Genomic DNA, 15,041 nt, shown 5'->3' with positions numbered 1-15,041 from the left:
CCCGGCGGGAGGCGGACGGGTAGGTTCCGGGCATGACGGAACTCGCCCGCCTCCTGCTCGTCCGCCACGGGCAGAGCGTGGGGAACATCGCTGACGACGAGGCCCGCGCCGCCGGGGCGCACCGCCTCGATCTGGATTACCGGGATGCCGACACCCCGCTGTCGGAGACCGGACTCACCCAGGCGTCGGCCGTCGGCACGTGGTTGGCCGCACTACCGGACGAGCGCCGGCCGACGGTGTGGCTGACCTCCCCGTACCGACGAGCGGCGGACACGGCCGCCGCCGCGTTGGAAGCGGCCCGCCTGGATGCCACTCTCCTCACCGACGAGCGGCTGCGTGAGCGGGACCTCGGGATCCTCGACGGGTTCACCGGGCACGGGATCCGTGACCGCTTCCCGGCGGAGGCGGAGCGGCGCGACCGGATCGGCAAGTTCTACTACCGACCCCCGGGTGGGGAGAGCTGGACGGACGTGGTCCTGCGCGTGCGCTACCTGCTCACCGATCTCCGGCAGCAGTACGCCGGTCAGCGGCTGTGCATCTTCAGCCACCAAGCGGTGATCATGGGATTCCGGGTGGCGTTGGAACATATGGCTGAACAGGACATCCTCCACGTCGACCGTGAGGACCCCCTGCCCAATTGCTCGGTGACGACATACCGGAACGGCGACGGGTCACTGCGCCTCGAGCGGTATGCCGACACCACGGCCGTAGAGCGGGCCGAGGCCCCCACCACCCGCGAGGGTTCAGCAGCGGACGAGGACGGCCGGTGACCACCGGCCAGGAGGGCGAGGCGCTCGTGCTCACCTCCCACCGCCTGCGGGGGTGGGCGCTTCCCACGCCGGACGGCGGCAAGGAGAGCCGCGGCCGGGTGCTCGTCGTGGGAGGCGGTCGCACCACACCGGGCGGGGTGCTCCTCGCGGCGGAAGCGGCGCTGCGCGCCGGGGCGGGCAAACTCCAGATCGCGACGGCATCCTCCGTGGCGCCGGGGTTGGCCCTGCAGATACCGGAATCGATGACGGTGGGGCTCCCGGAGGACGAGGCGGGCGAACTGTCGCCGGACGGCGCGGAGACGGTCGCCGAGCTGGCGCAGGGGTGTGCCGCCGTGGTCCTCGGCCCCGGCCTCGGCAACGTCGAGGTCGCCGGGGCACTGCTCCGCCGAGTGGTCCCCGATCTCGACTGCACGCTCGTCCTCGACGCTCTCGCCCTGGCGTACCTGACCGCGAACCCGGACGGCGTCGCCCACCTCGAGGGTCGCTGTGTTCTCACCCCGAACACCCGGGAACTGGCGAGGACTCTCGACGTCCCCGAGTCCGACGTCGAGGCCGACACCCCCCGGTGCGTCACAGACCTCGCCCGGCGCACCCGGGCAGTGGTGGTCTCCGGGGCGGCCACCTCGTGGATCGCGTCACCAGAGGGCGGTCTCTGGCGTGACGAATCGGGCACCCCCGGGCTCGGGGTGTCCGGCTCGGGTGACGTCAAGGCCGGAGTCATCACCGGGCTGCTCGCTCGTGGGGCGGATCCCGCTCAGGCCGCCGCGTGGGCCACCTTCGCCCACGGTAGGGCCGGTGAACGGCTCGCGGTGCGGGTCGGTCCCACCGGATTTCTGGCCAGAGAGCTGTTGTCGGAGATCCCCCACGTCATGGCTGAGCTCTCCTCCTGAGCATCCGTCCACCGTCGCGCACCGGTCGCGGGCGCGACCGGCTGCGCCCCGGCGCCGGGACTGGCAGGCTCGGGTCATGAGTTCCACCGACAAGTCCCGTGCCGACGAGCCCCGTGCCGAGAAGATCCGTTCCGCCATCGATGACGCCACCGTCCCGGATCCCGGCACCCTGCACCGTGCCCGCATGATCGTCGTGGACAAGCTCGGAGAGTGGGACAGCCTGGGAGTCGACGAGATCGTCGAGTCGGTGTGTGAGGCCTACGAGGCCCCCTCCGGTGAACCGCTGCGGCTCGCGGACATGGACCCCTCCGGCCCCGCCACCGACACCCCCGCCATGCGGCACCTGCGATATGCGAGGGCGGCGCGCACCGCGCTCATCGATCTGGAACGGGAGGGGACGATCGTCGCGGTGGCCGAGCACCCCGGCGACTCCGAGGCCGACACACTGACGGGCGAGCAGACCGCGGACGACGCGATCCCCGGCGCCGAGGAGGTCACCGCCACCACGGAGACCACCGGTCCCGCCGGCCGGGAGTCGGGCGCCGACGAGCTGGTCCTCAGTACCGGGCCGCAACCGCGGGGTCGGCGGTTCGCCCTGGCCGCCGGCTGAGCCCCGCGATAAGAGCCGGTTCAGGGCAGCGGCACGGTCTTGGCGGGGTCAGATCAGAGCGACGTCGTGGACTCCGGGTGGTCGGTCTCCCTGAGCGGCTTCTGCGCGCCCCCGGAGAGGGTGGACTCGCCCAGCCTGGCCTCGCGGTAGCGGTCGGCCTGTGCCTGGGTGATGGTCTCGCGGGCACCGTCCTTGGCGTAACAGACCGGCACCCACGCGCCCTGGGAGTCGAGACGCGCCACGATTCGCTGACGCAGCCGGAACGGCTGGATGGAATCCGACCAGGCGACCAGCAGGTCCAGGTCGGTCCCGCGGGCGTCGGGGAGCGAATCGGTGGCGCAGAAGTGCTGCACGCTGCGCCACACGGCGAACTGGGCCCCGGTCACCGAGAGCGGATCCACGGTCGCCGGCCGTGAGGACCGTGCCGAACGGCTCCGGGTCGGCGGGCCGGGGGCCGGGCGCGGGGGCGGCGGCGAGGTGTTCTCCCCCGACTCCACGCGCCGGCGGGCCTCCGCCATCCGCTGCTGCCGGCGTTCCGCCGGCGTGCTCTTCTCGCTCGTGTCCCAGAAGCCCGTCATGACAACGAACTTTACGCGGGTCCCGGCGGTCGCCACCGCACCAGAACGGCCGGGTGGGGCGGACCTCACATATCCAGACCGACGTCCAGTACCGCCACGGAGTGGGTGAGTCCGCCGACGGCGAGGAAGTCGACACCGCAACGCGCGTAGTCGGCGGCGACGTCCAGACCCAGACCGCCGCTCGATTCCAGCCGGGTCCGGGGTGAGATCGCGTTGCGACGCTGGACCGCCATCTGCGTCTGCCAGACGGGGAAGTTGTCCAGCAGGACCAGGTCCACCCCCGAGGCGAGCATCTGGTCGAGCTGCTCCAGGGAATCCACCTCGACCTCGCAGGGCAGGTCCGGGAACCGCTCGCGGACGGCCGCCAGGGCGGGCAGGATCCCACCGGCGGCCACCACGTGGTTGTCCTTGACCAGGACGGCGTCCCCGAGGCCGAGCCTGTGGTTGACCCCACCACCGCACCGCACCGCGTACTTCTGCAGCAGCCGCATACCGGGCAGGGTCTTGCGGGTGTCGCGGACGGCGCATCCGGTGCCCTCGAGCCGGTCGACCCAGGCACGGGTCGCGGTCGCCACCCCGGAGAGGTGGCACACGAGGTTGAGAATGGTCCGTTCGGCGGTCAGCAGACCGCGGGTCGGCGCACTGATCTCGGCCACCACGTCGCCGGCCGACACGCGGTCCCCGTCCCGGGCTTGGAGCGTCACCGAGAAGTCGGCGCCGCCTCCGACGGAGCCGTCACTATGAGGCCCGAGCACCTCGGTGAGGACCAGTTCGATCAGCGGCAACCCCGCCACCACCCCGTCGGACCGGGTCACCAGACGGGCCGTGGCCCGGGCATCCGCGGGAACGGTGGCCAGCGAGGTGGCATCCGGGCCGTACCGGAGGTCCTCCTCGAGGGCGCGCCGGATCGCCAGGAGAGCATCGGCCCGGGTATCGGGGTCGAACAGGTCGTCGTCGTCGCCACCGGAGGCCTGCGAGGTCGCGCCGGCGGCTACCCCGCCCTCTCCCCCGCCGGTCACTCCCCGGATCCCGGATTGCCGATCGCGATCATCCGCTCCACCGACCCCCGCGCGGCCTCGGCCGTGGCGGGGTCGACGTGGACCTCGTCCGCGCCCTCGACGAGCGCGCGCAGCAGCGCGGCCGGGGTGATCATCTTCATGTAGGGGCAGCTCGCCTGCTCGTTGACCGGCAGGAAATCGATCTCCGGGGCGGCCTTGCGCAACTGGTGGATCATCCCGATCTCGGTGGCCACCAGGACCTCGCGGGAACCCGAGGCGCGGGCAGCGTCGACCATCCCGCCCGTGGACAGGATCTTGACCTGATCGGCCGGGACCGCGCCCTCGGTGGCCAGGTGCAGCGCGCTCGTCGCGCAACCGCACTCGGGGTGGACGAAGAGCTCGGCGCCCGGGTGCGCCCGGGACTTGGTGGTGAGCTGGTCGCCGTTGATCGCGGCGTGGACGTGACACTCTCCGGCCCACACGAGAACGTTGTCGCGGCCCGTCTTACGCCGCACGTGCGCGCCGAGGAACTGATCGGGCAGGAACAGGACTTCCCGATCCGGGTCGATCGACTCGACCACGTCGACGGCGTTGGAGCTGGTGCAGCAGATGTCGGTGAGCGCCTTGACCGCGGCGGTGGTGTTGACGTAGGAGACCACCACGGCGTCGGGGTGCTCGGCCTTCCACTCCGCCAGCTGCTCGGCGGTGATGGAGTCGGCCAGCGAGCAACCCGCGGCCTCGTCGGGGATGAGGACCGTCTTGTCCGGCGAGAGGATCTTGGCGGTCTCCGCCATGAAGTGGACCCCGCAGAAGACGATGGTCGACTGTTCGGCCTCCGCGGCGATCCGCGACAGGGCCAGAGAATCCCCGACGTGGTGCGCGATGTCCTGGATGGCGGGGACCTCGTAGTTGTGCGCGAGGATCACCGCGTCGCGCTCGGCGGCGAGACGGCGGATCTCCGACGCCCACCGGGCGTCGGGCTCGACGCCGGTGTACACCGCGCCGTCGTGACGGATCCTGACGGCCAGCGGCGACTCCAGCCTGCCGACGGTGCTCTCCGGCCGCGGTGCGACCGTGGTGCCGTGTCCTGTGGCAGTACTCATCGCTGCCCCCTCCCGGGTCGGTTCTGCAGACCGGTACGTCACCGGCCTTGTTTTCGACTTACAATCGAAAACATGCCCAAGTGTAACACCGGTCACGAGGTGCTCGTCGTCGTGGGTCAGGTCCGCCGGATCGCGCACCCCCCCTCCCACGCCCTGCACGTGTTGCTGTGGCAACACACGCTGGGCCCGGCGGCCGGTCGGTGGGCGCTGCCCGGCGGCGAGGTCGGCGACGACGAGGACCTGGCCACCTCCGCCACCCGCCAGCTCGCGGAGAAGGTGGACGTGCGCTCGCTCAGCCACCTGGAATCCGTGGCGGAGTTCTCCGACCCCTCGCGGATTCCCGGTCGGCGGGTCTTCGCCTCAGGATTCCTCGGTGTCCTGCCCAGTGACGCCGACCCGGACATCCCCGACGACACCGCGTGGTTCCGGGTGGACGATCTTCCCGACACCGTCTTCGATCACGCGGAGATCGTCGCCCGCGCCCGGGCCCGCCTCGCCGCCAAGCTCTCCTACTCCACTCTGGGTTTCGCGCTCGCTCCGGAGGAGTTCACCCTCTCCACCCTGGCCCAGCACTACGCCGCCGCCCTCGGCCACCCGGTCGATCCCACGAACCTCCAGAGGATCCTCACCAGGCGGGGCGAGTTGGTGCGCTGCGGACGAAGCGCGCCGCCGGGCCCCTCGGGCGGTCGGCCCGCCGCCCTGTACCGATTCGCCGAGCGCAGACTGCGGATCACCGACCAGTTCGCGACTCTCCGGCCGCCGGTCGAGGTCCTCACCGGGGCTCGCGGATGAGACTCAGTCCGGGCGGTTCGGGGACACCGACTCCGGGGGCACCCCGTCCAGGGACACCGACTCCGGGCGCACCCGGTCCAGACCGTCCACGTCCTCCACGCCGTCCCGCAACTCCGAGGAGTGGCTGACGTGGGCCAGCGCCGCCACGGTGAACGCGGCGATCATCGCGCCGAAGGCCAGCCACCCCGCGCCGGGCGGAAACCAGTCCCACGACGGCCCCGTGGTCCCGTAGATCATGCGGTCGAAGAACAGTGCCCCCGCCGTGGGCGGCTGTGCCACCACCGTTCCGTACGGGGCGTTCTCCGCGGTCGGGGCCAGGAGCGCGGCCACCGGTGAGGCCGCGGCCGCGGTGACCGAGCACGTCAGCCCGGGCAGCAGCACGAGGACGGGGACGCCCCCTGGGCGACGCAACCCCGGGTGGCGGTGCCACAGGGACAGGACCGCGCACACCACCGCAGCCCCCAACAGGACGATGAGCATCAGGAGTTGACTTCCGCCGTCGGCTCCGGACTCCGGGAGCCGCAGTCCCCTCCCCCCGCCGACCGAGAGCAACTCCGAGCGGGGGCGGCCACGACCCACACCAGCAGCGCGACGACGGCCGGTCCGACGACTCCCGCGAGGGTCCCCACGGCGCGCCACGGCGGTGAGCTCAGCATGCGCCGGACTGTACCAACGCGGGCGGGGTGAACCGTCTGTGGTGTAATCGGACCCGGTTCCACCATGCTCTGACGCGGCGCCACCACGCTTTTCGGTGTGCGCGCTCGCAGGGCCGGGGCGCCAGCACAGCCCGGACGACTCGTCAGGAAGTATCCGCCAGTGGCCACCAGCACTCCGAACCCGCCGGCTCGCCGCCGGCGCGGGAAGATGGCCTACCGGCACGACATCGACGGTCTCCGCGGCCTGGCCATCGCACTGGTCGTGGTGTTCCACATCTGGATGGGGCGCGTCTCCGGCGGCGTCGATGTGTTCCTCACCCTGTCCGGGTTCTTCTTCCTGGGATCGCTCCTGCGCGGCGCCGGCCTCCCGGGTACGCCCCTCAATCCACTTCCCCACCTGAAGCGTCTGGTCCGGCGCCTGTATCCGGCGCTCGTGGTCACCGTGGCGGCGACCGTGGTGGGGACCATCCTCATCAAACCCCCCACCCAGTGGTCGGCGATCTTCGAGCAGACCATCGCCTCGCTGTTCTACTACCAGAACTGGGAACTCGCGCTCACCTCCCAGGACTACGCGGCGGCCGACGCGACCATCTCGCCGCTGCAGCACCTGTGGTCGATGTCGGTCCAGGGCCAGTTCTACCTGGTGGCCCTGGCCGTAGTCCTGGGTCTGACCGCGGTGTGGCGGCTCGTCGTGAAGCGCGGGACGCCCACGCTAATGTTGCTCGGAGTGGTGCTTGCGGGCACCGTCGCCTCGGTCTGGTGGTCCGCGTACGGGCAGACGGTCAACCAGCCCTGGAACTACTACGACACCGGTGCCCGGATGTGGGAGCTGCTCGTCGGCGGTCTGGTGGCCATCGTGTTGGCCGGGGTGGTCCTCCCGTGGCCGCTCCGCATGCTCACCACGGCCGCCGGCCTGTTCATGGTCGTGAGCACGGGCTTCTTCTTCGACGGTGCCGCCTACTTCCCCGGCCCCCTGGCCTGGTATCCGATCGGTGGCGCGCTGCTGATCATCCTCGGCGGCAACCTCCCCGACGGTGAGCGTGCGACGCCGCGCAGGGACCCGGTCACCTGGCTGCTGTCCGGGCGGGTGTTCCGCCGGCTGGGCGACATCTCGTACTCCCTGTACCTCTGGCACTGGCCGATACTCATCCTCTGGCTGTCCTACGACCGCCAGGCCGAGATCACGCTGGTGTCGGGGCTGGTGATCACCGCCGCCTCGGTGGTGTTGGCCCTGCTGACCGAGAAGTACGTCGAGCGACCCCTGCGGATGGCCAGCCGGGCGCGGAGCCGGACCACGCCCGCGGCCCAGAAGCGCGACTCGCTCCGCAAGGGGTCCGGTCGCTCCGAGCGGGAGCAGCGGCGCTTCGTCCGGGCCACCGCCCTCGTCGTGGTGTCCGCCGTGGCCAGCCTCGGCGTCGTCGGGTGGTGGACGGCCACCTCGGCCTCCCGCTCGGCGGTGCCGTACGTCGATTCACTCACCGACCCGGACCACCCCGGGGCCCGTGCGTTCTTCGACGGCGTCCCGGTCCCCGAGAACGTCGGTTACGTCCCCTCCTTGCTGCAGGTGGGCAACGACCTGCCCATGAGCACCCTCGACGGCTGCATCTCCAACTTCGAGTCCTCGGAAGTCGAGATGTGCGTGTACGGCGACGTGACCGCACCCCGCACCATCGCGCTGGTCGGCGGCTCGCATGCCGAACACTGGATCAGCGGCCTCGACGAGGTCGGCCGCCACTACGGCTTCCGGGTGGTGACGCTGCTCAAGATGGGGTGTCCGTTGACCCTCGACGCATCGGTCTCCGACAGCGACGAGTTGCTGTACGAGAGCTGCGCCGAATGGACTCCCGCCGCGCTGGCCGCCCTCGTCGGCCTGGCACCGGACTTCGTGTTCACCACCGCCACCCGGCCGGTGGGGGTCGTGGGCCCGGATGTCACGCCACGCCAGTACGTCGACCTGTGGCGGGCACTCGACCAGCAGGGCATCGGCGTGATCGCCATCCGCGACACCCCGTGGCTCAATCAGGGGCGTGGCCCGATCCGGGCCGGGGACTGCCTGGGAGACGGCGGCACCCCCGAGGAGTGCGGAATGCCCCGGGAGCGGTCCGTCGCGCCCATCAACCCGGCGGCGCTCGCCGGGGCCGGGATCGACTCGGTCCGACTCATCGACCTGACCGACGGTCTGTGCGATGCGGGGAACTGCCCCGTCGTGGTGGGCAACGTCATCGTCTACCACGACTCCCACCATCTCTCGGGGTCCTGGGTACGGTCCGCGTCGGGCGAGCTCGCCCGGCAGATGGGGCCCGCGACCGGCTGGTGGTGAGCGTCGGGGGCCCGGTACACCGGCTCGAGTCCCGATAACCACTACTGTTGGGCCTTGTGACCAACGACGACACGCAGCAGTCCGCCCCAGAGCTCATTCGTGCCTGGCCTGGTAGCGCCTTCCCCCTCGGCGCCACGTACGACGGGACCGGAACCAACTTCTCTCTGTTCTCCGAGGTGGCCGAGCGTGTCGATCTCTGCCTGATCGACAGGGACGGTCGTGAGACCTGCGTCGAACTGACCGAGGTCGACGGCCACATCTGGCACTGCTACCTCTTCGGCGTCACCCCGGGTCAGCGCTACGGCTTCCGCGTCCACGGACCGTACGAGCCGGAGCACGGGTTGCGGTGCGACCCCTCGAAACTGCTGTTGGACCCGTACGGCAAGGCCTTCGACGGCGAGTTCGACGGCCACCCGAGCCTGCACAGCTACGACCTGGACGATCCGACCAGGCGCAACACCGAGAACTCCCTCGGCCACACCATGACCACCGTCGTGATCAACCCCTACTTCGACTGGGGTAACGACCGCGCTCCCCGGCACGAATACCACAACACGGTGATCTACGAGGCCCACGTCAAGGGCATGACCGCCACCCACCCGGACATCCCTGCCGAGATGCGCGGAACCTATGCCGGCATGACCCACCCCGCGATCATCGACTACCTCACCGACCTCGGGGTCACGGCGATCGAGCTGATGCCGGTCCATCAGTTCATGCAGGATCAGCGGCTCATCGACATGGGGCTCCGCAACTACTGGGGGTACAACAGCTTCGGGTTCCTGGCCCCGCACAACGAGTACGCGTTCGCCGAGAAGCCCGGAGACGCGGTGAGCGAGTTCAAGGCGATGGTCAAGGCGTTCCACGACGCCAACATCGAGGTGATCCTCGACGTGGTCTACAACCACACCGCCGAGGGCAACCACATGGGGCCCACGATCGGGTTCCGCGGTATCGACAACCAGGCCTACTACCGGCTCGTCGAGGGCGACGAGCAGCACTACATGGACTACACCGGTACCGGTAACACGCTCAACGTCCGGCACCCCCACTCCCTGCAGCTGATCATGGATTCGCTGCGGTACTGGGTCCTGGACATGCATGTCGACGGTTTCCGGTTCGACCTCGCCTCCGCCCTGGCCAGAGGGCTGCACGACGTGGACCGGCTGTCGTCGTTCTTCGATCTGGTCCAACAGGACCCGGTGGTCAGTCAGGTCAAGCTCATCGCGGAACCGTGGGACGTGGGCGAGGGCGGCTACCAGGTGGGCAACTTCCCGCCACTGTGGACCGAGTGGAACGGCCAGTTCCGCGACACCGTCCGCGACTTCTGGCGCGGAGAGCCCGCCACTCTCGGAGAGTTCGCCTCCCGACTGACCGGCTCCTCGGACCTGTACGAGAACACCGGCCGCCGCCCCACCGCGTCGATCAACTTCGTCACCGCCCACGACGGCTTCACCCTCAACGACCTCGTCTCCTACAACGAGAAGCACAACGACGCCAACGGCGAGGACGGCAACGACGGCGAGAGCCACAACCGCTCCTGGAACTGCGGGGTCGAGGGCCCCACCGACGACCCGGACGTCCTGAGTCTTCGGCACAGGCAGCGACGCAACATGCTGACCACCCTCATCCTGTCGCAGGGAACGCCGATGATCGCGCACGGGGACGAGATCGCCCGCACGCAGGGCGGCAACAACAACGTCTACTGCCAGGACAACGAGATCGCCTGGATGAACTGGGAGCTCGACGAGGAGAAGGAGACCCTCCTCGAGTTCACCCGCACCCTCGTCCGACTGCGGAAGGACCATCCCGTCTTCCGTCGGCGGAGGTTCTTCGGCACAGTGCTGCGGGACGATGAGGACCCCCAGGACATCGGCTGGTTCAGTCCCGACGGCTCGGAGATGACCCACAAGGACTGGGATTCCGGCTTCGGCAAATCCCTGGCCGTCTATCTCAACGGCGAGGGCATCCACGAACCCGACGAGCGCGGCCAGCGCATCGTGGACGACTCGTTCCTGTTGCTGTTCAACGCCCACCACGAGCCCATCGAGTTCTCGTTGCTGGGGCCCGAGTACGCGCAGTCCTGGGAGGTCGTCCTGGACACGGCGGACCACCTCGAGGAGCGCAGCGGCGAGTTGGGCTCGGACGAGACGATCACGGTGGCCGATCGCGGCACGATCGTCCTGCGCAAGGTCTCCTGATCGTGGCCCACGAGGACCGGGCCGGGGCCGGAGCGCTGAGCAGGGGGGCCGCCCTGGCCAGCACCTACCGTCTCCAACTGCGGACGCCCGCCTCCGATCCGAATGGCCGGGGATTCGTCCTGGCCGACGTCGAAGACCTGGTCCCCTACCTCGCCGATCTCGGCGTGGGCTCTGTGTACCTGTCGCCGATACTCGAGGCCACCCCGGGATCGACCCACGGGTACGACGTGGTGGACCCGACCAGGGTGGCGGCGGAACTCGGCGGCATCGACGCCCTGCGGTCGCTCCGGGCCACCTGCCGGGAGCACGGCCTGGGCGTGGTGGTGGACATCGTCCCCAATCACCTGGGCGTCGACCGGCCGACGGCCAACAGATGGTGGTGGGATGCGCTGCGCCGCGGCCCCGAATCGCCGTACTTCTCGTACTTCGACTTCGACACCGAGCCCGCCAACGGAGCGGATGGCCGGATAGCGATCCCGGTGTTGGGGTCACCGGAGGACGTCGGCGAGCTCGTCGTCGTCACCCCCACCGACACCGACACCTCCGACTCGGACGCGGCGGAAGCCGAGCTGCGCTTCTACGACCATCGCTTCCCCGTCGCCCCCGGCACCGGGGGCGGGACCGCACAGGAGGTACACGACCGGCAGCACTACCGACTGGTGCACTGGCGGGAGCCGCTCCTGGGCTACCGGCGGTTCTTCACCGTGACCGGGCTGGCCGGGCTGCGCCAGGAGGACCCCGCGGTCTTCGACGCCACCCACGCCGAGGTGCGCCGCTGGTGCGAGGAGGACCTGGTCGACGGCATCCGGGTCGACCATCCTGACGGGCTCGCCGACCCGGTGGGGTACGCGCGGCGTCTCCGCGGGCTGGCCGGCGAGGACCGGTGGCTGCTGGTGGAGAAGATTCTCGCCCCCGCCGAAGTGCTCGACCCCGCGATGCCCGTCGACGGGACGACCGGTTACGACGCCCTCCGCCTGATCGACCAGATACTGGTGGATCCCGGCGGTCAGGCGCGGTTGACGGAGCAGGCCGCCCGGTACTGCGGTGGCCCCGGTGACGAGGAGCAGGTCCACGAGCAGTCCGCCCGTCTCAAGCGGCAGATCGTCCTCGAGGACCTCGCCCCCGAGCTGGGACGGCTGACCCGGGCGGTGCGGCGTGACGCCGCTGTCGGCCGGGACGCGAGCGAGGTGACGAGTGGCGACGACGACGAGGAGGCGCAGCTCCGCGAGACGCTGGTCTCGGTGATCGCGCACACGCCCGTCTACCGCGCCGACTACCCGGTCCTGCGAGGGACCCTCCCCGGGATCCTGGAGGGCCTTCACCGCGATCGCCCCGAGCTGGGCCCGGCCCTGGGGCTCGTCGCCGGGGCCCTGGCCCGGGCCGCGGAGGCCTCGGTCCGGTTGGCGCAGGTGACCGGAGCGGCCACCGCCAAGGCCGAGGAGGACCGGCTGTTCTACCGACTCGGACGGCTGGTCTCCCTCAACGAGGTCGGCGGCTCGCCAGGCCGGATGGGTCTGCCGGTCGACGCGTTCCATCTGGCGATGGCCGAGCGTGCCCGCGCGACCCCGCTGGCCATGACGGCGCTGAGCACCCATGACACCAAGCGCGGAGAGGACGTCCGCGCCCGGATCTCGGTGCTCTCGCAGCTGCCGGATGAATGGGCGCACCTGGTCTCCGAGGTCTTCCGGAGCTTCCCCCTCCCGCCGAGGACGCAGGGTACTTCCTCCTCCAGGTGATCGTGGGGGTGTGGCCGGCCGGCGACGACCTGGATGGTCACGAGCTCCCCGATGACCTGCGGCCCCGCCTACACGACTACGCCGAGAAGGCCTTACGTGAGGCGGCCGTGCACACCACCTGGACCAGTCAGGACGGCGATTTCGAGTCCGCCGCCCACGGGTGGATCGACACACTGCTCGACTCGGGTGGGGCGCTGCTCACCCCGTTCGTCGAGCGGATCGCCCCCGCGGGACGGGACAACTCGCTGATCGCCAAGACGACACAGCTGCTGTCGCCCGGTGTTCCCGACGTCTACCAGGGCACGGAGGTGTGGGAGGACTCGCTCGTCGACCCGGATAACCGCCGGTTCGTGGACTATGAGCCCCTACGGTCCGGCGCGGTGGCCCGCGGCGGGCACCCCAAGTTCGCGCTGGTGCGTGAGGTGCTGCGGTTCCGGCGCTCGCACCCGGCGAGCATGGCTACCGGCCCGCACCTCGCGTTGCCGGTACAGGGCCCCTCCTCCGGGGACGTGGTGGCGTTCGCCAGGATCGTTGACGGGCACGCGGCGATCGGCATGATCGCCAGACGGCGGACCGCGGTGCTCGGGGCCGACGACTTCCGCGGCACCGAGGTCGTGCTCCCGGCGGGCACCTGGGTGGTGCGCCCGGGCGGCCCGGTGATCTCGAGCCGGGTGGACGTCGGCGACCTACTGGTCGGGTCACCGGTCGTGCTGCTCGTCCGCGAAGACGACTGACCACGCAGGGGTCTACCCACGGCCCTGGAGGCGGTCGGTCTACCCACGGCCCTGGAGGCGGTCGGTCTCGCGACGCTCTCGCTTGGTCGGTCGCCCCGTTCCCCTGTCGCGCCGCGGCTGTGACGCCAGCACCTCTCTCGGCGGCGGCGGGGGCGAGTGGTCGATATAGCAGGTCGCGGCGACCGGCGCGCCCACCCTCTTGTTGACCGTCCGCACGACCTCGAGGACGCGGATCCGGCCGAGCGTCCCCGTCACCTGGACACGATCCCCGGGCACGACCGCCTTCGACGGCTGCACCGCCTCGCCGTTGACCTTGACGTGCCCGCCCCGGCAGGCGGCCGCCGCCTTCGTCCGCGACGGGAAGAGCCGCACCGACCACGTCCACGCGTCCACCCGCACTGCCATACGAGGAGGATAGCGATACAGCGGCGGCCAGCGGTTCGCACCCGGTCCGCCCCTCGGACCGCGATCCACCCTCGTAGCTCGGGGGGCGACTCGTGAGTGGATGGGCGGATCATCCACAGCGGTGAGGTGTGGCGTCAGGGGAGGTCGGCTACCGGGTTCATCCTCATGCTGCCGCCGCGAGCAGCACGCGCCGGATCCGTTCGGCCAGCAACCACGGCCTCTCCAGATCTGCCCACCGCCAGTGGATGACCCGATATCCGAGGGCGACGAGCTCGGCGTCGCGATCCTTCTCCCGCGCGAGTCGACGTCTCACCTCCCTGAGATCGTGTCCGTCGAAGTACTTCCCGAACCCATCGCACTCGCCGATCACCCCGTGTTCGCGCCAGAAGAAGTCGACGCGGGCGACACGATTTCCGTGTGTGTCGATGATGTCCTCCTGGGTCACCGGCGTCGGCAGGCAGTGATCGGAGAAGGTCAACCTGCTCAGTGTCTCGGCAACGCTCTCGCTCCGACCGTCCATCAGCGTCATCGCCACCCGAGCCTTCTTGAGCCCGCTTCTGCCCGCCGCCCGGTCCAGGGCGACGTGCAGTGACTCCGCAGTGGCCAACTCGCCGTAGACAGCTGCATCGGCCACCGCGACACTTGTATCCCGCCCACAGGCTCTTCCGATGTCGACCACCGTCCGATCTGGCGAAGTGACCTGAAGTCCGCCGACGGTCACGATCTCGTCTGCCTCGACCGGAGACACGTCGTGTCTCGTCAGCCTCGTGTTGCGCGATCGCTGGGCGTGGCCGTAGCGGGACACCGACACCTGCCGAAGCGGCAGTCCCCATGAGGGGAGCCCCAGCACAAGTGCAGCAGACCAGTGGGTGAACACCGGCGCCACAAGACATCTGTCCGCCGCGAGGACCATGAGGAGGTGTCGATCGTCCCGGCTGAGTTCTCGGGCGGCCGCGTCGACGTAGAACCCCGGTCTCAGACGGATCATCGCGCCGGTGGACACCGCTCTGCTGAGAGCCTGGGCGCTGGCACCCCGAGCTATCAGGTCGTGGGTGGTCAAGAGGCGTGAACGCAGTTCTTCGATTCCGGTCATGCATTGATGCTGTGCCACGGTTCTGCGTCGACCCGTCGAATCCGGTAGGCGCCCGATGACGGTGTGGACGGACACAGCGGGCTGGAATCGCCGCCGTTCGCCCCTTTCTGTGCGCTCACCACCAGGTTTCGCCTGCGGGACGGGGCGCCGCCTCG

14 protein-coding genes are annotated in these 15,041 nt (G+C 70.2%); 8 read left to right on the top strand and 6 right to left on the bottom strand.

Going from position 1 to position 15,041, the window contains the following annotated elements; all coding sequences use genetic code 11:
* The first annotated feature begins 32 nt into the window (after positions 1 to 32).
* From CT688_RS06640 to CT688_RS06630, 3 genes are all read left to right on the top strand, one after another.
* Positions 33 to 770, top strand: a complete 738-nt coding sequence (locus CT688_RS06640) for a histidine phosphatase family protein (RefSeq protein WP_107756247.1) — start codon at positions 33 to 35, stop codon at positions 768 to 770.
* Complete coding sequence (locus CT688_RS06635; protein ID WP_107756246.1) at positions 767 to 1,660, top strand: NAD(P)H-hydrate dehydratase; 894 nt, start codon at positions 767 to 769, stop codon at positions 1,658 to 1,660. Before CT688_RS06640 ends, CT688_RS06635 begins: the two co-directional genes overlap by 4 nt.
* 76 nt (positions 1,661 to 1,736) lie before the next feature.
* Positions 1,737 to 2,270: a hypothetical protein gene (locus CT688_RS06630; RefSeq protein ID WP_107756245.1), complete on the top strand. Its 534-nt coding sequence runs from the start codon at positions 1,737 to 1,739 to the stop codon at positions 2,268 to 2,270.
* Between the two features lie 53 nt (positions 2,271 to 2,323).
* Here the strand turns inward: CT688_RS06630 and CT688_RS06625 are convergent, their stop codons facing one another.
* The 3 genes from CT688_RS06625 to nadA form a co-directional block, all read right to left on the bottom strand.
* Positions 2,324 to 2,848: a hypothetical protein gene (locus CT688_RS06625; protein ID WP_197431480.1), complete on the bottom strand. Its 525-nt coding sequence runs from the start codon at positions 2,846 to 2,848 to the stop codon at positions 2,324 to 2,326.
* A gap of 65 nt (positions 2,849 to 2,913) precedes the next feature.
* Complete coding sequence (nadC, locus tag CT688_RS06620; protein WP_107758059.1) at positions 2,914 to 3,795, bottom strand: carboxylating nicotinate-nucleotide diphosphorylase; 882 nt, start codon at positions 3,793 to 3,795, stop codon at positions 2,914 to 2,916.
* A 68-nt stretch (positions 3,796 to 3,863) separates the two neighbouring features.
* A complete protein-coding gene (gene nadA, locus CT688_RS06615) occupies positions 3,864 to 4,949 on the bottom strand; it encodes a quinolinate synthase NadA (protein WP_107756243.1) in 1,086 nt (361 codons plus the stop codon).
* A 72-nt stretch (positions 4,950 to 5,021) separates the two neighbouring features.
* Here nadA and CT688_RS06610 point away from each other — a divergent pair, with 72 nt between their 5' ends.
* Positions 5,022 to 5,741 carry an NUDIX domain-containing protein gene (locus tag CT688_RS06610; RefSeq protein WP_107756242.1) on the top strand — a complete coding sequence of 240 codons (720 nt, stop codon included), beginning with the start codon at positions 5,022 to 5,024 and terminating at the stop codon, positions 5,739 to 5,741.
* Positions 5,742 to 5,744: 3 nt separating this feature from the next.
* Here CT688_RS06610 and CT688_RS06605 read toward each other — a convergent pair whose 3' ends face one another.
* Positions 5,745 to 6,320 carry a hypothetical protein gene (locus tag CT688_RS06605; protein WP_234414852.1) on the bottom strand — a complete coding sequence of 192 codons (576 nt, stop codon included), beginning with the start codon at positions 6,318 to 6,320 and terminating at the stop codon, positions 5,745 to 5,747.
* A 237-nt stretch (positions 6,321 to 6,557) separates the two neighbouring features.
* Here CT688_RS06605 and CT688_RS06600 point away from each other — a divergent pair, with 237 nt between their 5' ends.
* The 4 genes from CT688_RS06600 to CT688_RS17680 are packed head-to-tail and all read left to right on the top strand — an operon-like array spanning position 6,558 to position 13,388.
* Positions 6,558 to 8,717: an acyltransferase family protein gene (locus CT688_RS06600; RefSeq protein WP_107756241.1), complete on the top strand. Its 2,160-nt coding sequence runs from the start codon at positions 6,558 to 6,560 to the stop codon at positions 8,715 to 8,717.
* Between the two features lie 56 nt (positions 8,718 to 8,773).
* Complete coding sequence (gene glgX / locus CT688_RS06595) at positions 8,774 to 10,918, top strand: glycogen debranching protein GlgX (RefSeq protein WP_107756240.1); 2,145 nt, start codon at positions 8,774 to 8,776, stop codon at positions 10,916 to 10,918.
* Between the two features lie 2 nt (positions 10,919 to 10,920).
* Positions 10,921 to 12,654: a malto-oligosyltrehalose synthase gene (gene treY / locus CT688_RS06590; RefSeq protein WP_234414851.1), complete on the top strand. Its 1,734-nt coding sequence runs from the start codon at positions 10,921 to 10,923 to the stop codon at positions 12,652 to 12,654.
* Between the two features lie 2 nt (positions 12,655 to 12,656).
* Positions 12,657 to 13,388, top strand: coding sequence for a hypothetical protein (locus tag CT688_RS17680; protein ID WP_234414850.1), 732 nt, complete (start codon positions 12,657 to 12,659; stop codon positions 13,386 to 13,388).
* Between the two features lie 39 nt (positions 13,389 to 13,427).
* On the opposite strand, the gene CT688_RS06585 is transcribed toward CT688_RS17680, so the two are convergent.
* Positions 13,428 to 13,793 carry an RNA-binding S4 domain-containing protein gene (locus tag CT688_RS06585; protein ID WP_107756239.1) on the bottom strand — a complete coding sequence of 122 codons (366 nt, stop codon included), beginning with the start codon at positions 13,791 to 13,793 and terminating at the stop codon, positions 13,428 to 13,430.
* Between the two features lie 163 nt (positions 13,794 to 13,956).
* Positions 13,957 to 14,961: a type IV toxin-antitoxin system AbiEi family antitoxin domain-containing protein gene (locus CT688_RS06580; RefSeq protein WP_234414849.1), complete on the bottom strand. Its 1,005-nt coding sequence runs from the start codon at positions 14,959 to 14,961 to the stop codon at positions 13,957 to 13,959.
* Positions 14,962 to 15,041: the final 80 nt, after the last annotated feature.

This window comes from Dietzia sp. JS16-p6b (assembly GCF_003052165.1).
GTDB lineage: Bacteria > Actinomycetota > Actinomycetes > Mycobacteriales > Mycobacteriaceae > Dietzia.
This window is presented reverse-complemented; position numbering and strand designations above follow the sequence as displayed.